General features: G+C 64.3%; 22 protein-coding genes. 14 read left to right on the top strand and 8 right to left on the bottom strand.

The window, feature by feature from the left end:
- Nucleotides 1-23: 23 nt before the first annotated feature.
- Together B9N93_RS25910 and B9N93_RS26790 are read right to left on the bottom strand one after the other, a co-directional pair.
- Entirely contained in the window at nucleotides 24-1,871 is a 1,848-nt protein-coding gene (locus tag B9N93_RS25910) for a GSCFA domain-containing protein (protein WP_217807255.1), read from the bottom strand.
- A 471-nt stretch (nucleotides 1,872-2,342) separates the two neighbouring features.
- Nucleotides 2,343-2,486, bottom strand: coding sequence for a peptidoglycan-binding protein (locus tag B9N93_RS26790; RefSeq protein ID WP_217807256.1), 144 nt, complete (start codon nucleotides 2,484-2,486; stop codon nucleotides 2,343-2,345).
- On the opposite strand from B9N93_RS26790, the gene B9N93_RS24400 reads away from it, so the two are divergent.
- From B9N93_RS24400 to B9N93_RS24405, 3 genes are all read left to right on the top strand, one after another.
- Nucleotides 2,475-2,927 carry a hypothetical protein gene (locus B9N93_RS24400; RefSeq protein WP_125468807.1) on the top strand — a complete coding sequence of 151 codons (453 nt, stop codon included), beginning with the start codon at nucleotides 2,475-2,477 and terminating at the stop codon, nucleotides 2,925-2,927. The genes B9N93_RS26790 and B9N93_RS24400 overlap by 12 nt on opposite strands.
- 332 nt (nucleotides 2,928-3,259) lie before the next feature.
- Nucleotides 3,260-7,486 (top strand): RHS repeat domain-containing protein, encoded by a 4,227-nt coding sequence (locus tag B9N93_RS03135; RefSeq protein WP_176225107.1) that lies wholly within the window; start codon nucleotides 3,260-3,262, stop codon nucleotides 7,484-7,486.
- Complete coding sequence (locus tag B9N93_RS24405; RefSeq protein WP_125468808.1) at nucleotides 7,483-7,938, top strand: hypothetical protein; 456 nt, start codon at nucleotides 7,483-7,485, stop codon at nucleotides 7,936-7,938. The genes B9N93_RS03135 and B9N93_RS24405 overlap by 4 nt, the downstream gene beginning before the upstream one ends.
- A 354-nt stretch (nucleotides 7,939-8,292) precedes the next feature.
- Here B9N93_RS24405 and B9N93_RS03140 read toward each other — a convergent pair whose 3' ends face one another.
- Nucleotides 8,293-8,547, bottom strand: a complete 255-nt coding sequence (locus tag B9N93_RS03140) for a hypothetical protein (RefSeq protein ID WP_125468809.1) — start codon at nucleotides 8,545-8,547, stop codon at nucleotides 8,293-8,295.
- 174 nt (nucleotides 8,548-8,721) lie between these two features.
- Here B9N93_RS03140 and B9N93_RS03145 point away from each other — a divergent pair, with 174 nt between their 5' ends.
- From B9N93_RS03145 to B9N93_RS03195, 11 genes are all read left to right on the top strand, one after another.
- The gene (locus B9N93_RS03145) at nucleotides 8,722-9,918 is read left to right on the top strand and encodes a hypothetical protein (RefSeq protein WP_085210801.1); all 1,197 of its coding nucleotides are present in this window, start codon (nucleotides 8,722-8,724) and stop codon (nucleotides 9,916-9,918) included.
- Nucleotides 9,915-10,541, top strand: a complete 627-nt coding sequence (locus B9N93_RS03150; RefSeq protein ID WP_085210803.1) for a hypothetical protein — start codon at nucleotides 9,915-9,917, stop codon at nucleotides 10,539-10,541. The genes B9N93_RS03145 and B9N93_RS03150 overlap by 4 nt, the downstream gene beginning before the upstream one ends.
- Nucleotides 10,538-11,677, top strand: a complete 1,140-nt coding sequence (locus B9N93_RS03155) for a baseplate J/gp47 family protein (RefSeq protein WP_085210804.1) — start codon at nucleotides 10,538-10,540, stop codon at nucleotides 11,675-11,677. The genes B9N93_RS03150 and B9N93_RS03155 overlap by 4 nt, the downstream gene beginning before the upstream one ends.
- Nucleotides 11,674-12,681 carry a hypothetical protein gene (locus B9N93_RS03160; RefSeq protein WP_085210806.1) on the top strand — a complete coding sequence of 336 codons (1,008 nt, stop codon included), beginning with the start codon at nucleotides 11,674-11,676 and terminating at the stop codon, nucleotides 12,679-12,681. The genes B9N93_RS03155 and B9N93_RS03160 overlap by 4 nt, the downstream gene beginning before the upstream one ends.
- Nucleotides 12,678-14,435 (top strand): hypothetical protein, encoded by a 1,758-nt coding sequence (locus tag B9N93_RS03165; protein WP_085210808.1) that lies wholly within the window; start codon nucleotides 12,678-12,680, stop codon nucleotides 14,433-14,435. The genes B9N93_RS03160 and B9N93_RS03165 overlap by 4 nt, the downstream gene beginning before the upstream one ends.
- Entirely contained in the window at nucleotides 14,432-14,839 is a 408-nt protein-coding gene (locus B9N93_RS03170; protein ID WP_085210809.1) for a hypothetical protein, read from the top strand. Before B9N93_RS03165 ends, B9N93_RS03170 begins: the two co-directional genes overlap by 4 nt.
- 26 nt (nucleotides 14,840-14,865) lie before the next feature.
- A complete protein-coding gene (locus tag B9N93_RS03175; RefSeq protein ID WP_125468810.1) occupies nucleotides 14,866-15,780 on the top strand; it encodes a hypothetical protein in 915 nt (304 codons plus the stop codon).
- Nucleotides 15,781-15,801: 21 nt separating this feature from the next.
- Complete coding sequence (locus B9N93_RS26175; RefSeq protein ID WP_085210813.1) at nucleotides 15,802-16,752, top strand: phage tail protein; 951 nt, start codon at nucleotides 15,802-15,804, stop codon at nucleotides 16,750-16,752.
- A 9-nt stretch (nucleotides 16,753-16,761) separates the two neighbouring features.
- Nucleotides 16,762-19,878 (top strand): glucosaminidase domain-containing protein, encoded by a 3,117-nt coding sequence (locus tag B9N93_RS03185; protein WP_085210815.1) that lies wholly within the window; start codon nucleotides 16,762-16,764, stop codon nucleotides 19,876-19,878.
- Between the two features lie 15 nt (nucleotides 19,879-19,893).
- A complete protein-coding gene (locus tag B9N93_RS03190; RefSeq protein ID WP_085210817.1) occupies nucleotides 19,894-21,327 on the top strand; it encodes a hypothetical protein in 1,434 nt (477 codons plus the stop codon).
- Nucleotides 21,328-21,441: 114 nt separating this feature from the next.
- Nucleotides 21,442-22,821, top strand: a complete 1,380-nt coding sequence (locus tag B9N93_RS03195) for an IS1182 family transposase (RefSeq protein ID WP_085210819.1) — start codon at nucleotides 21,442-21,444, stop codon at nucleotides 22,819-22,821.
- A gap of 159 nt (nucleotides 22,822-22,980) precedes the next feature.
- On the opposite strand, the gene B9N93_RS03200 is transcribed toward B9N93_RS03195, so the two are convergent.
- The 5 genes from B9N93_RS03200 to B9N93_RS03215 form a co-directional block, all read right to left on the bottom strand.
- On the bottom strand, nucleotides 22,981-23,550 hold the full coding sequence (locus B9N93_RS03200) for a hypothetical protein (protein ID WP_217807258.1): 570 nt from the start codon (nucleotides 23,548-23,550) through the stop codon (nucleotides 22,981-22,983).
- 45 nt (nucleotides 23,551-23,595) lie between these two features.
- The gene (locus tag B9N93_RS24410; RefSeq protein ID WP_125468811.1) at nucleotides 23,596-23,790 is read right to left on the bottom strand and encodes an ORF6N domain-containing protein; all 195 of its coding nucleotides are present in this window, start codon (nucleotides 23,788-23,790) and stop codon (nucleotides 23,596-23,598) included.
- Nucleotides 23,787-24,461 carry a hypothetical protein gene (locus B9N93_RS03205; RefSeq protein WP_085210821.1) on the bottom strand — a complete coding sequence of 225 codons (675 nt, stop codon included), beginning with the start codon at nucleotides 24,459-24,461 and terminating at the stop codon, nucleotides 23,787-23,789. The genes B9N93_RS24410 and B9N93_RS03205 overlap by 4 nt, the downstream gene beginning before the upstream one ends.
- A complete protein-coding gene (locus tag B9N93_RS03210) occupies nucleotides 24,461-24,985 on the bottom strand; it encodes a hypothetical protein (RefSeq protein ID WP_085210823.1) in 525 nt (174 codons plus the stop codon). The genes B9N93_RS03205 and B9N93_RS03210 overlap by 1 nt, the downstream gene beginning before the upstream one ends.
- 299 nt (nucleotides 24,986-25,284) lie before the next feature.
- The gene (locus tag B9N93_RS03215; protein WP_085210826.1) at nucleotides 25,285-25,491 is read right to left on the bottom strand and encodes an Arc family DNA-binding protein; all 207 of its coding nucleotides are present in this window, start codon (nucleotides 25,489-25,491) and stop codon (nucleotides 25,285-25,287) included.
- Nucleotides 25,492-25,549 lie beyond the last annotated feature (58 nt).

Below are 25,549 nucleotides of genomic sequence, written 5' to 3' on the forward strand. Positions count from 1 at the left end.
CCGGTCCCGTCCCGGTGTCCCGGTTACGCCTTGCCGTACAGTTCCTCGTCGCAGGCCGCTTGGTCCAGGTCTTCCATCTCGGAGAAATAGCTGTCCACGGCGGAGCCAGGGCCGGTCCGTTGCGGCGCGGGGGCGGCGGATTCGGTCAGGCGGGACATGAACACCCGCATCACATGGTCCACCCCGGCTTCGAGGACCGAGCGCCGGTCCGGGCCGTAATAGCCGCCGGCGGCGTGGGGTCCGGTGATGATTTCGTAGGACGGGAAATAGTAAACGTGGTCGAAAATCCGGGTGATTTCCTCGGCGGCCACCCGCAACACCGATTTGGAATAGGTGGTCGCCGCCAGCACATGCTGGTCGGTGCGGGTCGCCATCAGGGGGACCGGGGACACGGTCAGGATGGCCCGCGCCTTGGGATTGACCAGGCGCAGTTGCTCGAAGAACCGCTTGAGGTCCGCCACCACCTCGGCGACGCCGAAATTGACAAAGGCGTATTGATCTGAATCGTACACGCCGCCCGCGACGCCGGGGGCCACGGGATAGGCCGCGCCGTCGAGGCGGGAGATCCAGCATTCGGTCAGGCCCAGGGTGAATACCAAAACATCCAGTTCCAGGAACAGGCGGCGCACCGCCTTGAGGTGGGTTTCCATCTCCAGGCGGACCGCCTGCCGGGTGGGGAAGCCGTCCGGTTCGATGCGGGGCCGGAACGGATCGCAGAAGCTGGTGTTGTCGCGTCTCCACACCGGCTCGATGGGGGTGAAAAACCCGAACGCCCGGTCGAACAATTGCACAAGTTGACGGGCCGTATAGACATTGCCATAGCGGGCCGAGAAATCGTAGAACCCCCGCGCCCGGCTGGCTTCGTCGTCGGTCGCGGAGGCTTCGGTGACGAAGAAATTGAAGCCGCCACCGCGCAAGCGCTTGGAGATATGTTGGGCGAAGCAACTGCCCGCTGTGGCGACCTTGTCCTCGGGTTTGATTTTGAACCGGACCCCGGCGACCGGGTCCACCTCGCCCGGCGCGGGGTCGGCGACGGATTGTTTCCAATAGGCGCTGTCGGGCAGGCCGACGTAGGGATGGCGTTGGGTCTTGCGCGGGGTGCGGTGAGCGGTAGGCGGCACGCGGTGGGCAGTGGCACCTTCCGCCATGACCGAGGTCAGCATGGTCATGACACGGAAGCCGTATTCCGGATTGCCGTGCATGGGATCGCCGCCGTAGCACTCTTCCTGAAGTAGTCCTTCCGGGGTGAAGACCGAGGCGGGCGGTTCGAGGAAGTGGATGCCGTATTCGCCGCCGAGTTCCGCCGCCAGCTCGCAATAGCGCTTCCAGACGCTCCGCCGGATTTCCAAGGGTTCCAGCGGCAAATGGGCGATGCGCTCGATGCGTTCCGCGGGGAACAGCCCTTGCAGTTGGGTGGCGGCCACCGGGGGCGGGGGTGGCAGGAGGAAGGTTTGCGGCGGTAGCAGGGGGCGGAGGAATTCCAGCCAGGTCCTGAGCGGGCTGTTCGGGTCCAGCACCCTGGTGAGATGGGCGAGCTTGTCCGCGTGGCTGATGGCCTCACCGCCGCACAGGGCCGAGGCCGTGGAAAAGCCGTTGATGCAGATGACGCCGAAATCGGCGGCGGTGCTTTTGATCTTCGCCCGCACGGCTTTGGAGTTGATTCCGGAGACCTGGCTGGTGGCCCCCCGCGCCGGATCGCGGCGCAGGGCGGCGGGTCCGGCTTTTTGCTTCACCGGACCGCCCGCTTGGTATTGTTTCTCCCGTAGCCAGAGGAACTCGAAGGCCGGGTCGGTTTTACCGTCGAGCCTTTCCCGGTAGGCCGCCCTGAGGCAAAGGATGTGGCTGTGGCCGATGACGATCGCTTTACGCATGTTGTTCTACCCGCGACGCGCTGTGTTCGATGGTTTCAAGGGATGTTGCGGTTCCGCCCGTACTGCGCCGCGCCTGGATGCCGGTGGCTTGGGCTCGGCAGGTTTGTGGAGACGGGCTGTTGTGAACCGCCCGGACTGGATTCGGGGAAGGGCTGGGGTCGGCCCACGCGGGGTCGGTGGGTGGTGTGGCTGCTTGAATTAAGTGGTGCCCCGGGCCGGGGTCGAACCGGCACGGATTTTACTCCGAGGGATTTTAAGTCCGTTCCTAACCCCAATAGAATCATGAGTTTGTGTCTCAAGATATTGAAAATAAAGGATTTTAACGAAACCTAGCGTAATAGGACGCAGGATGGTTTGACCGAATCGGTTGGACAGAATCGGACAGGATTCTCCCACAAAAACCCCTCCCGGTCACGATCCAGTCATGGCCCAGATGCCAGCACGGTCGCCTTCTCGGGCGCGATGATCCCGCTATTCAATTCCCAGCGCCCGTCGAACTTGCGGCCCGGCTATGCCATCCGCCACCAGTCCTTGCGATGCCTGGAAACCTTCCAGTGCCCGCTCGATGCCGGGACCGAAGGCCGCAACGGCTGAGGCTGGATCATGTGGCAGCAAGAGGACGTGCGGACAAATGGCGAACTGCGACGAAGCCCGGCGCTATCTCACGGACTGCGGGATGTCGAAGCTGGATCAGTCGAAACCTGCGTCATTTCGGCGGACGGAACCGAAGTCGAGGAAGCCTTGCGGCCAGACGAGCGGGGATTGCTGGAAAGGATCGACGCGGCGCTCAAGGCTCACGCGGGATTCTGTGCCGCGTACCCCGGTGCGCCGCTGGTGCGAGCCGATTCCAACCATGAACTGCGCTACCAGCACCAGGGCGGAATCACCCAACTGTGGGCGCGCAGCAATGGGCAAGCCCGCAGTGGATTTCTCGTGGATGTGAGGAGTGGCAAGTATTGGGGGACTTATACGCGGGCTTCGGCGGCACCGCCCGATGTTGTTGTCGATCCGGTGTGGGCCTTGCCGGAGTTGCGGCAACCATCTTCGGTTTTGTAGGATTTTTCCTACAAAAAATCAGACTTTCCCTACACAAAAATCGGAACTGAATCACAAAAAGATCGATACGAAGTTGTTTCAATACCCGTATTATGGAATTCTGCGACATTGGAACAGGTTCTAGGCATTGGCGGGCGGAATAACAACTTCGAGGTGATGCTGATATGCGTAAAATCACAACGGTCATGGTAGGTCTGTTGCTGATGTGGACTATAGGGAGTGATACGGGTGTCGTATGGGCCGCAGGGGGAAAGGCCGTCGCCGTTCCTATCGGTGTGAATGGCAATGCCCGCCTCAAAACGAGGCGGGGCAGCGCCCTGGCCTCCCGGGCCATGGCAGAGCAATCCTATCCGACCGATACCGAGGTATTCCTGGTACTCCGCAACCAGGAAGCCGATATCTTTGGTTGGGGTTGCTACAACCCGAGCGATTGCTCTCCTTGTGGAACCTATATCCTCTCGGAAACCTCCCCACCCCAGCATGGATCGATCCGCTCCGAAGTGGAAAGCTATGTTGCCCCATCGGGGCATTATTGCGCTGGCTTTACCTTTCCCGTGACCAGGGCTTATTACACCTGGACCGACGGATCGAAAGCGCCCAGTGTGGACTTCTTCGCCCTCAACTGGTCGATTCCCGGCGTGCCAGAAGTCGACGAGAACGGCAATTACCTCGCGCTACTCGTCCCACCCCTCAAGAACCTCGGCGAATGCTGCCCCGCCGAGGGTAATCCCCTGAATCCGGGGACCGGCAATAAATTCCAGGTCGAGACCGACTATGTGGGGGCCGCCCACACCCAGCTCGAATTCCAGCGCTACTACAATAGCCAGGACGGCGGCAACTGGCACAGCACCTACCACCGCAACCTGACGCCACCGGCGGCTGTTGGCGACAACGTCCAGATCATCCGCGCCGATGGGCGTGTCGATACCTTCGCGCCGGTTGCGGGCGCATGGCAGGCCGACCCGGACGTGACCAGCCGCCTCGCCGCCGTTACCGATGGCGGCGGAACCCAGACCGGCTGGAAGCTCACTCTGGACGACGATAGCATCGAACGCTATGCCCTCGATGGCCGCTTGAACTCCATCACCACCCGCGCGGGCTTAGTCACCACACTTTCCTACAACGCCAACAATCAGTTGACCCAAGTGACCGGCCCCTTCGGCCATACGCTGGTTTTCGCCTACGACCCATACGGGACGCTCGTCAAGATGACGACGCCCGACGGCAAGGACTATCTCTATACCTACGATGGCTATAACAACCTGGCCGCCGTGACCTACCCCGACGGTACGGCGCGGAGCTATCAATACGAACACGCCACGTTCCACAACGCCCTGACCGGCATCACCGACGGGAACGGCCAACGCTACGCGACCTTCGGCTACGACGACCAGGGCCGGGCCATCTCCAGCGTCCACGCGGGTGGGGCCGACAGCACAACCCTGGCCTTCAACGCCAACGGTACCACCACCGTCACCGATGCCCGCAACAACACCCACAGCTATACCTTCTCCACCCAATTCGACCTGGTGAAGCCGACCGGCCTGACCGGAACCCCGGTGCCGAACATGGGGGGCAAATCCATCAGCTACGACGCCAACGGCTTCGTCGCCAGCCGGACCGACTTCAGGAACATCAGGACCACCTATAAGCACAACACCCGTGGCTTGGAGACCTCGCGCACGGAGGCCGTGGGCAAGCCGGAGGCGCGGACCATCACGACCGCGTGGCATCCCACCCTCCACTTGCCGACCCAGATCAACGAGCCGGGCCGGGTGACGGCCTTCACCTACGACGCCAAGGGAAATTTGACCCGTCTGACCGTGACCGCCGGGGCACTGGTCCAGACCTGGAACTACGGCTACAACGGCAAGGGGCAAGTCACCCAGATCGACGGCCCGCGCACCGACGCCGCCGACATCACCCAGTACGCCTACGACGCCCAAGGCAACCTGACCGCCATCACCGACGCACTGGGCCATATCACTTCGATCCCCAGCCACGACGCCAATGGCCGTCCGCTCAGCCTGGTGAACCCGAACGGCCTGACCACCACCCTGGCCTACGACGCCCACGGGCGGCTGCTGTCCAGTACGGTCGGCGGCGAGACGACGGCCTACACCTACGACAACGCGGGCCAATTGCTGAAGATCACCCGGCCCGACGGCAGCTATCTCAGCTACCAATACGACGCCGCCCACCGCCTGACCCAGGTCGGCGACAGCGCGGGCAACACCACCACCTATACCCTCGACGCCAGCGGCAACCCCACCAAGGTGGTGGTCGGCGGCACTGGCGCGGGCTTCACCCGCACCCTGGCCTACGACGCGCTCGACCGGCTTATCAAAATGGTCGGGGCGCAAGGCCAGACCACCAAATACACCTACGACGGCAACGGCAACCTCACCGGCATCACCGACCCCCTGCTCAACGCCACCGGCCTGGCCTACGACGCGCTCAACCGGCTGGTGTCCAACACCGACCCGGCCGGCAACCCGACCCAGTACCAGTACGATGCCAACGACAACCTGACCCAGGTGATCGACCCCCGCAATTTGGCGACCCAGTACGGCTACGACGGCCTAGGCCGCAGGCTGCAAACGCTCAGCCCCGACACCGGCAACACCCAGAACAGCTACGACGCCGCCGGGAATCTGCTGGCCTCGACCGACGCCCGCGGCAAGACCGCGCATTACACCTACGACGCCTTGAACCGGCTGACCGGCATCGATTACGGGAGCGGGACGCCGACGGTGTTGACCTACGACGGCGGCGGCAACGGCATCGGCCACCTGACCCGGATCGCCGACGACACCGGCAGCACCGACTGGACCTACGACGCGCACGGGCGGGTGCTGACCCGGACCCAGGCCATCGGCACGGTGGTCCGCCAGACGGCCTACGCCTACGACGCCTATGGCCGGGTCAGCCAGATCACCTACCCTTCCGGCAAGAAGATCGCGCTGGGCTACGACGGGGCCGGGCGGATCGCCCAGTTGAAGCTGGGTGCCACGACGCTGGTTCAGAACATCCAATACACCGCGTTCGGCGCGGTCGGCGGCTGGACCTGGGGCAACGGCCAGACCTATCAACGCGCCTTCGACGCGGATGGGCGTCCGGCCCAATACCCCCTGGGCGGGCGGACCCGGTCGCTGGCCTACGACAAGGCCGGGCGCATCACCGACTACGCCGACACCGACCCGACCCTCAGCCAGCGCTTCGGCTACGACAAGCTGGACCGGCTGGTGAGCGCGGCGCTGAACCCCACGGCGGCGCTGGGGTCCGGGCAGGTGTTGACCGGCTATGGCTACGACGCCGACGGCAACCGGCTGTCGGAGCAGGTCCAGGCAGGAAGCACGCTTTCGACCGGCTACGGCTACGATCCTGCCAGCAACCGGCTGGCCCAGGTGACGCCGCCGGGACAGGCGCCGCTGGCCTACGCCTACGACGCGGCGGGCAACACGCTCGGCGACGGCGCGAACACCTTCCTCTACAACGACCGGGGGCGGCTGGTCCAGGCGAACACCACCAAGTATCTGGTCAACGGGCTGGGGCAGCGGGTCAAGAAAAGCGGACCTTTGGGCACCTCCCTGTTCGCCTACGACGGGGATGGGCGGTTGGTCGGCGAGTACGCCTCCGCCGGGGGCCAGCCCCGCGAGGTGGTGTACCTGGGCGATATTCCGGTGGCGTACCTATCCCTGACCTCGGTGTACTACATCCACTCCGACCACCTCAACGCCCCCCGCGCCCTGGTGGACGCCACCAACAAGACCGTCTGGCGCTGGGATGCCGGTCCCTTCGGCGCGGAACTACCCGACGAAGACCCGGACGGCAACGGCACCAAGGTCGCCTTCAACTGGCGGTTGCCCGGCCAGTACTACGACGCCGAGACCGGGTTGCACTACAACTATGCGCGGGACTACGATCCGGGGACGGGGCGGTATGTCGAAAGCGATCCGATTGGATTGAAAGGTGGGATAAATACCTATGGATATGTAGGGAATAACCCGGTTGGGTTGGTCGATCCGAGTGGGCTGGATGGAACGGGGCCATGGACGGGCTTTGGGTCGGATATTCTGGTGCCTGGAAATCTTAAGGCGCTTGTAGAAGGTGCGCTCGTAGGGGCAATTGTCGAATCTGCTGCAATCGCAGCAGGAGAATTAGGAGCTACGGAAGCGGCAGGTACAATTATTTTTCGTGTGCAAGGAGGCATACTGCCTAATGCAAGCAAGGTAAGGTTCGCAGTAGACGAGGCAGGAAAATTAAGCATCCAAGGCAGTGACATGCTATTTATAAATGTCGGCCAGAAGGCGCGGGCATTGGAGTTTTTAGCTAAACGAGGTGATCAAGCTTACCTAATTCAATGCAAAGTTCGCCAAAAGTTCATTGATAAGCTTCGTGCTTCAGCCGTTGACCAAAGAGTAGGCAGGCAATCTCCTGGGGCACCTCAGCGTGTAGATGCAACGAGAGCCGCTGACCAGTACGGTATCCCTTCAAATATGTTTGAAGAGCTGCTCGACAATATTATATCTGGCACAATAAAGGTGACCATCCAATGAAAAATATCGAGCTTGAGAGAATTGATAACAATATATCTGGAGAGCCTCCGCCAGAAGTTTGGGTAAAAATCATTGGAAGATGTGATAATCCGGTCGAATGCTTGGAAAATATTAAAGGTGTTCAACGAATTATATCCAGTGTTAGAACCAGAGATTGGCCAGATGATGAATGGTGGAAAGACTCACTTCCCAGATGGTTTGTTGAGACATTCAACAAACCTATTGATGAAATCATCGCAAATAAAGACCTCTGGGATTTCGGCTCCTGGATTGACGCGATAAAAAACCCAGGGTGGGAATGGTGGAGTTCGAGATTGCTGGATGATCGATGGGAGATCAACTTGCAAGCCATCGAAGACCCGTTTTCCATAGGTCCCTTGGTATATATCGCCCGCACAGCAGGGTCTACTCAAATTGAAATCACGGAGCCTAGCCCGCATAGAGCGCGATAGCGTACCCTCATATTGCGCCGAATGAGCCAGCATTCTCCACAACCCCGCCCCGGCGGGGTTTTCTTTCCGCACGCTGATCACCGGACACCACCCGCAAAACCGTCTGGCGCTGGGATGCCGGTCCCTTCGGCGCGGAACTGCCCGACGAAGACCCGGACGGCGACGGCACCAAGGTCTCCTTCAACTGGCGGTTGCCCGGCCAGCCCGCGTAAGGCGGAATAGCCGGTACTCCGGCGTATTCCGCCGCATGAGAGCCTGTCCATCACCTCCGCAATCGCGGCGGGCCGGGAACCCAAAACACCACCACCGAACCCAACGCCGAAGCCCCGCCCCTGGTCTCCCCGGCCTGGACGATCAGAACCAATTGATCTGCAACGTGCCGGTCAGGACGGTGGACAACCCGCTGGCGGTCGAGGTGATCGTCAAGAACGTCACGCCGGGGTATTGCCCGCCATTGGCGGGCCAGAGGCCGCTGGGCGCGGGCACGGTGGGATCGTCGAAGGCGAAGGGCGGCGGGAAGCTCCACAGGAACTCCAGCGTCCCGCCGGCGGGATCGTAGGAACCGCTGGCGTCGATGCCGACCACCGCCGAGGCCGCGGATATGGACACGTTGACCACCCAGCCGCTCCCCATCCCCCCACCGCGCATCCCCCATGATCGACCCGGAATACCCTCCGCTTCCCAGGCTCAAAGCGATGCCCGAAGTCCAACAGATCAAGCGCATATACAACGGCACCGCCCGCCCAATCCCGCCGCGCCCGGTCGTGACGCCACCATACCCGCATGGCGCTCACGACGACCAACCCCACACCCCAAGCCGACAAGAACATCGGCTTCATCCTGGACCCCGGCCCGTTCGGCGGGCCGGTGGAATTCCATAACCTCGCCATCCGCCCGGAAGACCTGACCCGGACGGAACCCTCGCGCACCGTGGTCCAACAAACCCTGGGCGGTGCCTTCGTGGATTCCTTCGGGCGGGGCCTGGGGCAGATCACCCTTGCCGGGAACACCGGGTGGAAGCGGAAATTCCCCACCCACCGGGATTGGCTGGAGGAGTACCTGCAACTGCGGGAGCGGGTCTACGCCGGCTGGCATTATCATCGGGAATTCCTCGCCCTCGCGGGTAAAGACCCCAACGAGGTGAAGTTGGTCTTTGTCGATACCCTGGACCAGATTTGCTCGGTGGTGGTCCCGTCCCAGTTCGTCATCAAGCGTTCGAAATCCCGCCCGCTGCTCATCGCCTACCACATCGTGCTGTCGGTGGTGGAAGCCGAGGCCGGGAACGCCTACGTCAAGGCGTTCAAGGATTTCACGGATCAAGAGCGCTGGTTCGCGAGCCAGGCCTCGCTGGGCGACGGCATCGATGCGATCACCGCGTTCCTGGACGACCTCATCAACGACATCGACGGCATCGCCACGGCGATCACCCGGTTCGTCGATGCCTACATCGTCGGCCCGATGCGGGCGTTCACCACCTTGACGGCCAGGGTATTGGGGGTGGTGAACTCGGTCAACCGGGTGGTGGACGCCGTGTTCTCGGTGCCGATGGCCCTGGCCCAGGGCTTGACCCAAGCCGCCACCAATATTTTCCGCGCCGTGGCGAATATCGCCAACCTGCCGAACCGCGTGAAGGCCCGCTACATGGAAGTCGCGGGCGCCTTCCAGAACGCCTATTGCATCCTGACCAAGCTGGCCCGCAGGGCTCCGGCCACCCTGCCGAACTACCAGGATATCTACGGCGCGTCCAACTGCTCCTCGACCGTGCCGGGCACCGCGCCCCTGAGTCCGCTGCGCGGCGTGAATCCCTTCTACTCGCTGACCACGCCCGTCTCCACCACGGTTGCGGTGTCGATATCGCCCGAGGCCCAGGCCGGCATCGACGACATGGCGAAGAGCGATCCGGTGCTTTTCCCGCGCACCGGGGCCAACCTGCGGCGGGCGCTGGACATCATTTCCTCCGGCGTGGGATTGGCCGCATGACCGCCACGATCTACGACCAACCGATCCCGGGCGTCCGCCTCGTCGAACTGCGCCACGGGGAAAGCCTGCAACGGTTGGCCCTGCGGGAACTCGGCGACATGGGTCGATGGGTGGACATCGCCAACCTCAACGCGCTGAAACCGCCCTACACCAGCGACGACCCCGCCGACGCCGGGCCGGGCATGGCCATCGCGGGCGACAGGCTGTCGTTGCCGTCGCCCACCGCCCAGGTATCGGCCTCCGACGCGCCGGACGAGGTGTTCTTCCGTGATTTCGACCTGGGCGCGGACGGCCTGCTCCGCGCCGACGCCACGGGCGACCTCGCCACCCTGTCGGGGGTGCCCAACCTCCGGCAAGCCTTGCGGCACGCCCTCGTCACCGAACCCGGCGAACTCATGCTCCACCCGGACTATGGGTGCCATATCCGGCGGCTGATAGGCCGGACCAACGCCCCCACCATCGCCTTGTTGGGCGGCCAGTATGTGCGCGGCACGCTGTTGTCGGATGCGCGCATCGCGGCGGTGGATAGCGTCCAGGTCGAGGCGTCGGGCGATGTCCTGGCGATCATGGCGGACGCGCGGACCGTCGCCGGACGCACCATCACCACGGGGGTGGCGCTGTGACCTTCCAGATCAAGGACGCCGTTTCCATCGCGGCCAGCCATATCAACCTCGCCCGGTCCATGCAGGACCGGGTGACGGATTTCGGCGTCGGCAGCAAGGCCCGCACGCTGCTGGAAGCCCCGGCCATCGAGCTGGATATGCTCTACCAGGCCATGTTCCATGGGTTGCTGGAGGCTATCGAGGTCTCGGTCTACCAGAGCTTCGGTTTCGGCCAGCTTCCGGCCTCGGCGGCTTATAACTTCGTGCGCTTCGCGGTCGATGCCGCGCCGGATGCGCCCATCACCATCCCGGCGGGCACCCAGGTCCAGGTGCTGGGCGGAACCGTGAAATACGTCACGCGGACCGCCGCCACCCTCACGGCCCCGGCCACCAGCGTATCCGTGCTGGCCTATTGCGACACGGCGGGCAGCGTGGGCAACACGGCGGCCGATACCATCACCGAATGGGCCGACACGCCGGTCGATGGCATCGCCGCCATCACCAACCCCGCCGCGTTCGTCAATGGCGCGGACCTGGAAACCGCGGATGCCCGCAAGGCCAGGTTCCAAGCCTACATCCAATCGCTCGGCAAGGGGCAGGTGGCCGCCCTCCGCTATGCGGCCCTGCAATGCGTCCTGGCCGACGACACCGGCACCGTGATCGAGCGCGTGGCCTATGCCTATGTGGATGAGCCGTGGGAAGCCGAACCGGATACCTATCCCATCGGCCTGGTGAACGTGTACATCCATAACGGGGCCGGGGCCACGTCCGCCGGACTGGTGGCCTTGGTGAAGCGGACCATCGACGGCTATTGGGCCGACGCCGACACGCCGGTCATGGGCTGGAAGGCGGCGGGGGCGCATGTCGACGTGTATGCCGCCTCCGAAATAGGCGTGAATGTCACGGGCGTTTTGGCCCTCGCCGACGGCCATGCCGCAGCCTCGGTCATCGCCGCCGCCCGCGCCGCCACCACCACCTATATCCAGTCCATCCCGCAGGGCGGCACATTCGTCCTGTCCGAACTCGTCGCCCGCCTCAAGCGCGATATCGCCGGGGTGGCCTCCGTAATCATCTCCCTCCCCGACAACACGGATATCGGGTTCGCCCCCGGCCAGAAGCCCATGCCGGGCACAATCACCTTGACGGTAGACCCATGACCCAGGTTCAAGTCCTCGACAACGCCGTTTCCCAACTCCAGAACAAGGTCGTTGCCGGGGCTGTGGCTCTGGCGCTGCTGCCCGGCATGGGCACCCGGTTCCCGCTTCGGGCGGGCTATCACTCCTATGTGCGCCTGGGCACCGACAACGCCAACGAGGTCGTGAAACTCATCAACCGGAACGGCGATGTGCTGACGTGCCAGCCAACCACCCGGGCGTGGCCGGCCGGCACCTATGTCATCGCGACGATTTGCTCGGCCTTGTTGAACGACCTCAAGTCCAACGGCCAGGGCGATATCCTGGCGGAGGCGAACGCTTATACCGACGCGGCGATAGAGAACCTCTATTTGGACACAATCGCCGCCGACCATGTGACCTATGGCAATGACGGCTATCCGGCTATCGCCAATGTCCAGCAGGCGCTCGACACCCTGTTGTATGTGGCCCCCCAGGCATCCATCACGAACAGCGTCGGCACGGTCGAGATCGGCTCGACGGTCGCCGCCGTCACGCTGGACTGGACCGTCAACAAGGCGATCATCGCCCAGTCCATCGCCGCGCCCGGCCCCGGTACCATCGACCCGGCCCTGCGGACGCTGGCCCTGTCCGGGCTGCACCTCACGGCGGACACCACGTTCACCCTGGCCGTGGACGACGGCACCCATACCGCCAGCGCCGCGACCCCGGTGCTGTTCCGCCACCGGCGGCGCTGGGGCGTGTCGGCCCAGGCCGTGCCGGACGCGGCCTTGATCGACGCCCTGGCCGGGGCCGAATTCGCGGCGGGGCGGACACAGAGCCGGAGTTTCTCGCCGTCCGGCCAGTACCTCTATTTCGCCTGGCCGTCGAGCTTCGGCACCCCGGTTTTCCTGGTCAACGGCTTGCTCAACACCGCCTGGGTCAAGACCACGGTGGGCTACACCAACCCCAGCGGGTACACCGCCAACTTCGACGTGTACCGCAGCCAGTTCCTCCAATCCGGCGGCCAGCAGGTGGTGGTCCAATGACGGCGATCCAGGGCACCAACGTCGCCGCGCCCATCGTGCCGGGCGATACGGCGGACACCTTCCCCAGCCACGTCGATATTTACGGCAAAGGCGGCTACCGGGCGGTGGCCGACGACACGGCGCGGGATGCGATTCCGGCCCCGCGCCGTAGCGCCGGTATGTTGATCTGGCACGAGGCGGACCGGGCCTACTATCGCCTCGCCAGCGATCTGACCTCGTGGGAGGCTGGCCCCGGCGGCGGCGGCGGCGACATGTTCGGAGCGCACAACCTGAACGAAATCACCGACCCGGCGGAAGCGCGGGGCAACCTGGGTCTGGGCGAGGTGGACAACACCTCGGACCTGGACAAGCCGGTTTCGACGGCGACGCAAGCGGCGCTGGATTTGAAGCTGGACGCATCGGCTTATAACGACCGTTTCAAGGGGCTGTACGCCGCGTTGTCCGCCCTGCAAGCGGCCCATCCTGCGGGGGCGGCGGGCGACTATGCCCAGGTGGACAGCGGGGTCGGCGGGGCGCTGCACATCTATTCGTGGGACGTGAGCGACGGCGCGTGGGTGCTGACCAGTTCGGACGGCACCGGCGCGGCGAACACGGACCAACTGCCGGAGGGTTCGACCCACCTCTATTTCACGGCGGCGCGGGCCATCGCGGCCTGTACCGGGGTGTTCCAGCCGCTCAATACCTTATTGACGGCCCTCGCCGGGTTGTCCGGGACGGGATGGCTCAAATTCACATCCGGCGCACCTTCGGTGTCGGACATCGCCGCTGCGGACGTGTCCGGCCTGGGCACCGCCGCCACCCGTAACGTGGGCACCGGATCGGGCGACGTGGCGGCGGGGGACGCTCCGGCGGCGGCGATCACGGCCCATATCACGGCCACCGACCCCCATGGGGATCGCGTCTATGCCGACGCCATCGTGGCGACCAAAGCGCCCCTGGTCTCACCCGCGTTGACCGGCATCCCGACCGCGCCCACGGCGGCCCTGGGCACCAACACCAATCAAGTCGCCACCATGGCCGCCGTGAAGGCCGCCATCGACGCGCTGGTGGCGGGGGCACCGGGAGCGCTCGACACCCTCGACGAAATCGCCACGCAGCTTGCCAACGACGAAAGCGCCGTTGCCGCGCTGACGGCGGTGGTGGCGAACAAGCAGCCGCTGGACGCCACCCTGACCGCGCTGGCCGCCCTCGTGACGGCGGCGGATAGGCTGGTCTATGCCGATGGAGTGGATTCCTTCGCCACCACCGACCTCACCGCCTTCGGGCGGACCTTGGCCGGGTTGGCCAATGTGGCGGCGCTGAAAACCCTGCTCGGCCTGGCCGTGGGGGATATTACCGGCCTGGGCAGCGCAGCGACCCACGACGCCGACGACTTCGCCACCGCCGCCCAGGTCGCGGCGCTGGCGGGCTACGACCTGCCGTTTTGCTTCGAGGGGTCGCCCGCCGCCTCCGCGCGGCTGGTCGCCATTATCCTGGTCCGGCCCGTGTGGATGCCCTTCGACCTGGACGGGTCGATATTCCGGGTGGACGGGGCGGCGGGGGATTACGTGCTGGCCGTCCAGCAGGTCCGCGACGGGGAGGTGCTGGTCGCGGGCACGGCCACCCTGCACACCGACGGCACGGCCACGCTTCTCCTGGACGGCGACGTGGACGGCTGGACGGGCGACGAGATTTGGATATTCGCCCCGGCCACGCCCGATGCGGGCGTGACCTCGGTCCGGGGCGCGATCAAGGCGGAGGCCGTCTTGCCATGATGGGACATCGCGTCATCACCGGGATTGCGCGGCACGGGGGCGGCGGTGGCGAAGGGGCGCCGGTCCCGGTGTTCCAGTTCGCCGATTATTTCAGCCCCGACTCGTGGTCGAGCGTGTTCCCGGATGGGGAGGGCGGCTGGGTGGTCAACGTGTCCATATCCGCGGCTTCGGCGGTGGTCGGCATCGACGCCAGCGGTTCCTACGATCCCGCCGGCGGGACGCTGGAGTTCCTGTGGAGCTTCCCGCCGCCCTTCGCCTTCGACGACCCTACCGTGTCCGCGCCCAGCGGCCCCTGGCCCGCCAATGGCGGGCAATACCCCGGCGTGACGTTCTTGACGATCACCTCGACCGCCAGCGGGTTGTCCACCGTCCTGACCGGCCTGTTGCAGATCAATTGGTTTTGAATGTCCCCTTTTAACCGGAGGTTTCCATGGCGCTAGAAGGCGCGGGCGCATGGTCGACGATGCAAGCCCGGATGCTGGACTCCCTGCACCGGGTCTTCAACAAAGACCCCCTTCCGGTCTTGGCCTTCCGCTTGCGCTACGACGGCGACGCCATGACCTGGGCGGTCCAGGATGGGCTGCTGACGCTGACCGTTTCGGGCGGCTCCGGCGCGGGCGGAGTTATCGACCTGCGCGGCCATACCCTCGCTACCCTGGCCGATTTCCTGGCCGCGCAGGCGGGCTACACGGTCCTGGATGAAAACCCCGCCGTGGGCCATCTCTCGGCGCTGACGCTGTTCGGCGCGGGCGATCAGGCGGCCAGCGAGGGCGACCACCTCTATGCCTTCACCAACCTGCTGTGGGCCTTTTTGACGGCCTACGCGGTCGAGTTGGGCGCGGCGCGGGACCAGATCGCGGCGGCGCTGGCGCAAATGGTGTTGCAAACCGCCGATTTGGATTGGCTGCAAGAGCACAATACCTATTATGGGGTCGCCTGGATTCCCGGCGAGGTGCCGGTCGATTATGCCAACCGCACCGTGGCGGAGGTATTGCATCAGCGCGGGAATAACGTCGCTCTGGAATCCTTGATACTCAATGCGACCGGGATGCGCTGCGATGTTGTGGATGTGGGCGATGGCAGCATCTATTGGGATGGGGTGGAATCATTCGATGGGGATGTGCCGTTCTCTGGCTATCCAGCGGCCTATGGTTTATTCGATGTGATTATCCCGAATATTCCTTCCACACCGGACCAAGACGCCATATTGGTGGCGACGATCCGCCGGATCGTGGACGAAAACCGATGCGCTGGGTTCCACGTCCGCCAGATAGGCCGGGTCGTGGCGTGGAATGGCTCGTATTCATTCGATGGGGCTATCGCTTTCGATAGCGTCCCCGCTTAGCTTTTTATAGGGGTTATCCAAATGACAAACTTCACTGGGACCGCATCGTTCGATCCCGTCCGCCGGATCGAAATCTCCGACCGCGTCCTCGGGGGCGATCCCGTATCGTCGCCGATCAATGGCACACTGCAATCCCTGGTCAACCGCGACACCTACCTGCAAAGCGTGGCGGCGTCGGCGGCGGGCTTGGCGATCCGCTACGCCCGCGTGGCCGTGACCGGCAATGTGTCGGCGCTGTCGGGGTTGTCCGCCCGTGATGGCGTGACCCCGAACGCGGGCGACATTGTCCTGTTGACGGCACAAACCACCGCCGCGCAGAACGGCCTGTGGGTGGCGGCGTCCGGGGCATGGACCCGGTTCGCGAACGCGAACGGCGATACCGGCCTGCCGCCGGGGTGTCTGGTGTCGGTGTCGGAGGGTACGCTCGGTGGCGGTACGGTTTGGGGATTAATGACGGTCGCACCCATCGTCGTGGGTACCACCGGACTGGCGTTCCGCCTCGTTGTTGCCAACGATGTGGGCAAAATCGATTTGTTCGCCATGGGCACCCCGCCGCTGGGCTGGCTTGAATGCGATGGCACTGCAATATCCCGCACCACGTATGCAAGGCTATTCGCGAGGGTCGGCACTACATTTGGGGAGGGGGATGGTTCGACCACATTCGGGGTGCCCGATTTGCGCGGCGAGTTCGTGCGCGGCTGGGATCATGGGCGGGGCGTCGATACTGGCCGGGCATTTGGTTCATCGCAATTGGGCAGCCCTATCGCGGGGGAGGATAATACGGCGAATAACTCGGTGTTCGGGGGCACTATCAACGGCAATACGCCCACGCTATACGATGCCGTTCTCTCTGGATATAGCAGTTTTAATACCAAATATTTGGAGTCGGGAATTCCTGAGATCGGGAATGCGGGGTCGTTCGGCATCGCTCGGCCACGTAACGTCGCCTTTATGTATTGCATCAGGTATTGAGGGCGCGAAATGGCCAATGTCAAAATCGGCGTCGAAGCCGAACTGGATTCCGTCTCCCGCGACGTGGAACAACTCGTCGCCCGCGTCCGGTCGGCGACGGAAGACCTGCGGCGCGGCCTCGAAGTCACCCTCGACACCGGCCGCGCCCAGCGGGACATCGACGCGCTCATCGCCAAATTGGGCGAGCTCGACGCCAAGATCGGACAGGCCCGCGCCGTCGGCATCGACACGGCGGGCGCGGCCACGCAGTCCACCGAGGCCCGGCAGGCCCAGGGCGCGTACCAAGCCGAACTGGACCGGGCCAAGCGGGACATGGAGGCATGGCAGAAGTCCATCGGCGGTGGCCCCATGGCGTCATGGCAGGCCAATCTTTCCGGCGCGGGCGGCGGCGCTTTCGATTTCCGTCCGGCGGTCCAGATGGCCGAGACCCTCACGGGCAGGGTGGCGGCGGCGACCACCCACACCGACCGGCTCAGGCGGGCGCAGCGCGAATACCGCGAGGAGGTGCGCGGCACGGCGGAAGAATGGGCGAAGCTCACGGGACAAAGCTTCACCGAGCGACAGGCCGAGGCGGCGAATACATGGCTGGGCCAGCACATCGCCAGCGAGGGCCGGTTCGCGCCGTTCATGCGCGGCTTCGACGTGGGCGACGTGGGGTCCGACGAGTGGCGCGGACAATTCGGCACGCCCGGCGCGGCCAAGCGCATCGCCCAGGGTATCGGCGCGGGTGGCCTGGGCGCCGCCGGTATGGACGCGCCCGACCACAAATGGGCTTCCAGGATGCTCGGAAGTGCTGCGGGCGTGGCGGCGAACGCCGTTCTTAACGGTGGCGACGGCGGCGCGGCGGGATTGGCGGGGGGCGTCCTGGGCGGCATGCTCGGCCCGGCGGGCGCGATAGTCGGCGCGGTGGTGGGCGGCGCGGTGGATCGCGGCATGGAAAAGGCCCTGGCCGAAGCCCTGGAGACCTCGGCGCTCCGCAAGAACCTGGGTGGCCTGTCGGAGGAATTCGACCCACTGCGGGCCGTGGCGCGGGCGGCGTCGGACGGCCTGGGCATGACCGCCACCGAGTTCATGGGGGCGGAAAGGCGCTTCGCCGGGGTGGCCGGCACGCGCCCCGAGGAGGCCCGCAACCTTGTGGCCGAGACCCGCGGCGCTTCGCAGTTCGCCCGCTCGCTGGGCACCGGGCCGGATTCGGCCATCGCCTTCTTCGCCAACCAACGGCAGTTTGGCGTCACCCGCGACGAGGAAGGCTCGCGCCGGATGGCCCTCGTCATCGCCGAGGCCCTCAACAAGGGCGGCCTGTTCGCCAAGGCCGACGAACTCATGCAGGCCGTGGCCGAGTTCACGGTCCAGGCGGCGCGCACCGGCAGGACCGCGCCAGACGTGGGCGGCTATGTGGACCTGCTGGGGACGCTCACGGCGCGGGGCGGTCCCTATGAGCGGGACATCCAAGGGGCGGTGTCGCTGTTCCAGCGGATGGACGCCGGGTTCCGGGGGCCGGGCAGTGAAGGCTGGAACGCCTTCATGGTTGGGTCGTACCAGGGCATCGCCGGGCGGGGATTCAACGGGCTGGACCTACAGGTCGTGAAGGAGGGTGGGCTGCTGGGCACGCTGGCGGGCGCGTGGGACAGCATTAAGAAGGGCGCGGACCCGGCCACGATCCGCCATTGGAAGGCCATGGAGGCGGCGGCGGGGCCGGGCGCCAACCTGCCTATGATCGATGTGATGCTACCGCGCCTGCTGCAGCGGTTTGGTGGCAATACCGAATGGGCGGCGCAGGCCATACATGACAACACGGGTATCGGGGTACGGGAGGCGCATGACGTGATCACGCTCGCCAAGCAGCCCGGTGGCGTGAACGGAATCCTGGAACGGCTGAAGGGCTTCCATGTGGACACGGCCAACGTGCCCATGGGTAACCTGTTGGCCCTGGCCCAACTCGCCACCGGCAACCGCGAAGACCTGATGAAGCAGGCCCGGCGCTTGATGTCGGGCGACGGCTACGAGGCCGTGGCCGGGACCGACCGCGACCGGCTGGAAAAGGCCATGGGCGGTTCCGATGCCGACCTCCGGCAAACCGTCATCGACCTGACCGCGAACCGCGAAATGAAGGACATCGCGGAATCGAGCCTGGACACCCAGAAACGCATCGCGCAAAGCATCACGTCGATTTCCTCGAACCTGTTGAAGCTCAAGGACGCGGCGCTCGCCAAGATGTTCGGGACTCCGGGGACGTATGCCCAGGCCATGAAGGATTGGGCATTGGCGGGGGATGTCGCGGATCGGGATAGCGTGGTTGACCCCGTGTTGACCCGGATGAAAGAGCGGGGCGACCGTATCGCCTTCCTGCGTAATGCGTTGGCACATGGGGAATATCCGAATGGCCCCCATGGAACGCATGTGCCGCCGGAAACCTTGCAGGGTTATAAGACCGAATTGGATCGGTTGCTGGCGGAGCATCAGCGGGATTCGGCGCTCGTCAAGGGGGCGTTTGAGCGATACACCAGCAAGGAACAATCCTACGACCGCCAGGAATTCATCCGCCGGATCCAACCGGCGGCGGAGCGTGCCGCTGAGAAGTACCACATTCCCGCCGATGTGCTGATGGCGCACGCCGCCCAAGAGACCGGCTGGGGTAAACATGTCCACGACAACAACCTATTCAATATCACCGGCAGCTATCACGGCCAAAGCGTGGTGCGCGGCGATACCGATGCCGCCGGAAATCGCATCAGCCAGCGTTTCAAAGTCTATGGGTCCATCGACGAGAGCTTCGAGGACTTGGCCGACCTGTTGAGCCGCAAATATCCGGGCGCGGTCGGCGTGAAGTCGGCCTACGAATATGGCGCTGCCTTGAAAAAGGGAGGGTATGCCGCCGACCCTGGGTATGCCAAGCATATTGACGAGCGGGCGCAGGAGGTACGTCGCATTACGGGAACCCCGCTCCCGCCCGGCAAGGCGCAATACGGCGCGGACGGGCGCATCAGTGTGGACCCCATGAAGATCGAGGTCACGCATACCCATACCGACCCTTCCGGTGCCCCCATCGCGCCGCCGCAAATCCAAACCTACACCGCCAAGCCCCGCTTGAATCCGGGCCGTCCGCCGCTTTCGGAGATTTTCTAGCCGTTCCGCCCGATCATGACCACCACCCACAACCCCCAAGTCTCCGTCAAGCTCATCAAGGTCGTGAACCGCTCGGCCATCGCGCCCGGTATCGCCGTCGCCGGGCGCTACAAGAACCTGCTGGAAATCGACCTCACGCCCTACCTGGGCGATATGGGCGGCGTCCGCACCGTCAAGGGCGTGCGGGAACCGGCGGGCGGCTTCTCCATGACCTTCGCCGACCAGGCCACCGACCGGAGCGAATCGCTCTACGGCCTGATCGAGCCCATGGACCTCGTGGAAATCCGCATGGCCCGGAATCCTTCGGATTATCCCGGCGGGCGGTTGCCCATCGTCATGCGGGGCTTCGTGTCCCGTGTGTCGAGGCCGGAGCAGGTGGCGCACGATGGCCGGGTCCACCGCTCGGTGGTGGTGCAGGGCCAGGATTTCGGGAAGTTGTGGCAGATATTCCAGATCGTCTATTTACCGGATACAACGCTGGACGAGTATGTGCTGACGGCGTTCAAATTCGCGGAAAAATACCATATCGACATCACCAAGCCGCTGCCCGTGGCGCAGTTCATCGGGCAGGTGGTGGCGGCCATCCTCAATCCGCTGGTCCTGCAATTGCAGTGGTCCGGCAACGCCTTGGCTCCCGAATATTCCCGAATCCGGCCCGATGTCAGCACTATCGGCACGGTGTCGGATTCCACGGTGAACAACTGGCCGGGGAACCAGCCCATCTACAACCTGCTGGCCCTGGCCTGCGATGTGCAGAACGGCTTCAACGAGATGTTCATGGACGACCGGGAAGATGGCGTCGCCTTGGTCTTACGTCCCACGCCCTGGAAGCGCCCGGATGGCACCTATATCCAGACCGGCGTGCCGGACATCCCGACGGTCAAGCTGGACGCCGCGGATGTGGTGTCGCTGGCCGCGAGCCGGTCGGATGAGTGCGTGGCGAATTTGTTCTGGGTCTATAACCCACCGTTCGCGTTGTTGACCCAGGACACCATCCGCCTCAACCGGCGGCTCGCGCCCCTGACCGATTATTTCAACAACGACCCCAAATTCTACGGGCTCAGGATGATGGAGCAGGTGACGTACCTGGGGCCGCCCAACTGGCCCGCCAGCGACACCAATAGCCAGGAACGGCAGGCGCAACTCGACCCCCTGATGGATGCTTGGTTGATGCAAACCGCCGAGGTCATGCAGGCCGCCTCACAGGATGCCGTGGTGTTCGAGCAAGGCCATCTGCGACTGAAGGGCAACGAGAAGATCAAGGCCGGGAACTTCGTCGGCGTGGCCCGGAATTCGATGGTGGCGGAGTATTACGCCGCCAGGGTGGAGCATGAATTCGCCTTCGGCCAGCCCTTCATGACCACCGTGCATTTCGAGCGGGGGACCGGGTTTATCCAGCGGGCGCAGTGGACGGCGGGGCCGTATTGGGCGGAGTTGACGCCGACCTAGGGGAGGGCGGGGCCGCATCCTTGCGGCGGGGTTTCCTCAGAGGCTGTGAAAAAACCCCGGAAACGGATATAGCCCCGGTAAAATAGCGTCCTCCGCAGCGAAACGGCCCAACCGATGACGACCCGACTCCAGCCTTCCCTGTTTGCCTACCCGCCCGAGGACGCCGCCGAGGTGGCCTGCCCGGTCAAGCCGATCCCGCGCGGGGTGGCGCGGGTGCTGATGCCGAACCGGACCCAACTGGAACTGCGGGCCACCGATCTGGATTCGCTGTTGCCGGAGGGCCACCGGGCGCGGATCGTCTGGGCCTACGTGGCGCGGGCGGACCTCGGCGGGATGTATGCCGGGATCAAGGCGGTGCGGGGGGGCAGCGGGCGCACCCCGATCGCCCCGGAAATCCTGTTCGCGCTGTGGCTGTACGCCACGGTCGACGGGGTGGGGAGCGCCCGGGCCATCGCCCGGCTGTGCCGGGACCACGACGCCTACCGCTGGATTTGCGGGGGCGTCCCGGTCAACCACCACACGCTCTCCGATTTCAGGGCCGACCATGGCGAGGCCCTGGACGGCCTGCTGACGGACAGCGTGGCGGCCCTGCTGGCGGCGAAGGCGGTGAAGCTCAAGCGGGTGGCGCAGGACGGGATGCGGGTCCGGGCCAGCGCCGGGGCGGCCTCGTTCCGGCGCCGGGCGACCCTGGAGCGGCACCTGGAGGACGCCCGCGAACAAGTGGCCGCGCTCAAATCGGAGATCGACGCCGACCCCGCGGCGGCGGGTCGGCGCCAACAGGCCGCCCGGACCCGGGCGGCCCGCGAACGCCAAGAGAAAGTCCAAAAAGCCCTGGACCGCCTGCCGGAACTGGAGGAAATCAAGGCCCGGCAGGGCAAGAAGCCGGAAGAGGCCCGCGCCTCCGCCACCGGCGACCAGGCCACGGTCATGAAGATGGCCGACGGCGGCTACCGGCCCGCCTACAACGCCCAGTTCACCACCGACACCGAAACCCAAGTCATCGTCGGCGTCGAGGTCGTCACCACGGGCAGCGACATGGCCCAACTCGAGCCGATGGTCGACCAGGTCGCCGGGCGCCATGGCCAAATCCCCGAGGAATGGCTGGTGGACGGGGGCTACCCCGCTCATGAGCAATTGGAGGCGGTCGCGGATCGCACCACCGTCTATGCCCCGGTGCCGAACCCCAAAGATCCCGCAACGGATCCCCACGCCCCCAAGCCCAACGACAGCGAAGCGGTGGCCGAATGGCGGCAACGCATGGGTACCGACGACGCCAAGGAGATTTATAGGGAGCGCGCGGCCACCGCCGAATGCGTCAATGCCCTGGCGCGGAACCGGGGGTTGCAGCAGTTCCGGGTACGCGGGCCGGGCAAGGTCCGGTGCGTCCTGCTCCTCCACGCCTTGGCCCACAACCTGCTCCGCACCTTCGCCTTGGCGCCCGGGTTGCTCGGGCTGGGGATACCTGCGCCCGAAATGGCGGGAATGGCGGCCTAACCGGTCGCCGCCCCCCCAAAACGCGGCTTCCGGCTTCCCGCCGCTCAACGCCGGGTCGAAAACAAGCGAATTTCGTTGCCCGCCGGGCAATCCGTCCGCTCGAAAGCCGCTCCGCCGATCCCTCACTCCAAGGCGCTTTTCCGAAAAGTTCACAGGCTCTCAGTGGAGCGGAAGGGATTCCTGGCGCGGGACACGCGCCGCCAGGTGGTGGAAGGCCTTGTCGCGGATGGTGAGCGCGGTGCTGCCTTCGCCCAGCTTGGGTTCGGCCACGGCGGCCATGGCTTGCAGGATGGTGGTGGGCAACTCCCGCCGTGTCTCGTGGACCGGGACGTGCAGGGTTTGCAGCAGGGCCAATTCCAGGTTGAGGCAGGTCCACCACAGGCGGTAGGCCTGTCCGTGGAAGGCTTCCAGCAGGTTCAGCAATTCGTCGAGGCGGTCGGCGGGGATGTCGCGGACGTTGCCGACGCCGAACTTGGCCCGGAGGTGGGTGTGGATGCGGGGGCTGATCTGCTGGTTGGATCGGTTGAGGTAGCGCCCGAGGCTGCGGGTGTATTCACCCACCACCCATTGCGCGATCTCGCCCAGGGGGGCGGGGGTGGGTTGGGCCGCTTGGGCTTCCTGCTTGGCCCGGAAGTAGACCTTCACCAGTTGCCGCTGGACCTGCCACGCCAGATCGTCCGTGAAGCTCTTCACCAGCATGAGGTAGCCGGTTTCGGTCAGGACGATCAAGCCACGGGGCGGGACGGCGATTCCAAAAGTATGGAATTCATACTTTTAAGCAAAATCAATGCGATGCCAATCCTCGCCCTCAATGAAGTGCTTCCGGTTGGAGTTGAAACGATCCTTGGCAGTGCCTTCCGGTCTACCGTGGGCTTTGTCGATCAAGGCGAAGGTCAAAACGGGCTGGTCCTTGTAGAAGATCAACGGTAGCGCGGTATCGTCGGTGATTTGGATGACTTGTGCGCTCATTGTGTACCCCCTGCCATCGCTTGGAACACCTCAAAAATGCCGACTTTCTTGGTGCAGCGGATCACATCGCGCAATACCCGGTCCTTGCCTTTGCGCGACTTCGTGGCGTCCCGCAACCTGTCGATGATGATTTGACTAACACCGCGCTGCCTTGCCAAAGACATCCATCCATTGAAGATTTCAATGGATTTTGGATTCGGATCGTCCCCGGTGTTGTGCGATAGCGCCATTTCAATAATCAGCACGCCAGCGCCTTCTTGGGAAACATAAACGACCGGCTCCCCGTTCTCGTCTTTTTGCTCTGTTTCAACGAACAGCGGCCCATCGGGGCGGGGTCCGGCCTTCAACATGGAAATATGCGGATCGGGCTTTGGGATTTCGCCGCCACGCCGCCTGTAATCCTCCATGAAGGCGTCCAGGCTTTGCTGGGCCTCGTCCGTGGTCATGCCGTTCCGGCTGGCGTATTCCTCGGGATCAAGCCGGTATAGCGGTTCGCCATCGTTGGAATACGCGGCGGGCTTGTTGGAATCGATTCCCAAGATTTCCGCCGCCCGGCGGTCCATTTCTTCGCGGGTATCTAGCGGCAACGCGTCCATAAGCATTTGGAACTGCCCTGCGGTATGCGCTCCAGCTTTGAACGCATCGAAGGCTTCTTGAAGCTCTTTATCCATTACACAGCCTCCCGCAGCACTTCGATGACGGATTGATTCCACAGGATTTGATAGCCCGCGTGGCCGTTGCGTGTGAAGGGGATGGCCTCCCCATGCGTGGTTCCGGCTTCGGTCAACTCCCAATCCCCGCCTTCCGGCTTGCGCTGGAATCCCAGCAGAGCCAGCCGCCTGTTCGCGGCGATGGCGGAAATCCCGAGTTCTTTGCCGATTTGGGAGGCATTGAGTTTGCCGACCGCTTCCGGAGCTTCCGCCGGAAGCGTCTGCCGCATGGTGTCGAGCGCCAAGCCGGTGTTCTCGGCGATGCACGCCAGGGTTGCGGCGGCGACCATGGCCGGTTTGACGCCGGGGACTTCGGCGACGATCTTGCCGATCATCGAAATGGCCGCGATAGTGTCTTTCAAGCTGGCCTTGCCGAGCCGGGCCTGCTTCGCAGTCTGCTCGCTCGCGGCCACGGCCATTTGCTTGCTCAACTCGTCGTCCAGGTGGTGGATGAGTTCAGCTTGGAAGGTGGCGCTGATGAGCATGATCGGCTTGCCGAAAGTGGCTTTGAAAGCTGGCGCTAAATCTGCGCCAGCTTCGGCCCGAGTTAGCTCTACTATGTCGCCCCGTTCAAGATATAGGGGAAAAGCTTCCACTGAGCGGATTAGGCGATTGAAGTCCTTTAAGTCGCGATACTTTCCACCGCCCCCGTGGCTACGCCGATAATCGGCGTGGATGCGTTGGGACGCGAGATAGATGCGCTCGTTATGGTGGATGGGTTCCATCAAGGGGTTGGCCTTGGTGGGAAGGTCTTTGCTATTATCCATAGGGTGTTACCTACTTTTTAAGAGCGGTGGGAGTTCACATCGAAGCCTCGGGCGGTCGCAACGCTCGGGGCTTCATTCTTTTGTGCGTCCATGCACTGCTTCAACCGAAACACGATCTCTGAGTTCAGGGAACGGTAGTTTCGGCTGGCACCATCTGCGATCCATTCCTTAATATCGCTCGGCAATCGTACCGGCAATGGCATCACTTGCTTCTTTTTAGCCATAGAGTCCTCCTGATTGGTTGCGGACTGTGAGCGCTCACAGTGAGCTTATGATGCTCAC

The organism is Methylomagnum ishizawai, from assembly GCF_900155475.1.
GTDB lineage: Bacteria > Pseudomonadota > Gammaproteobacteria > Methylococcales > Methylococcaceae > Methylomagnum > Methylomagnum ishizawai_A.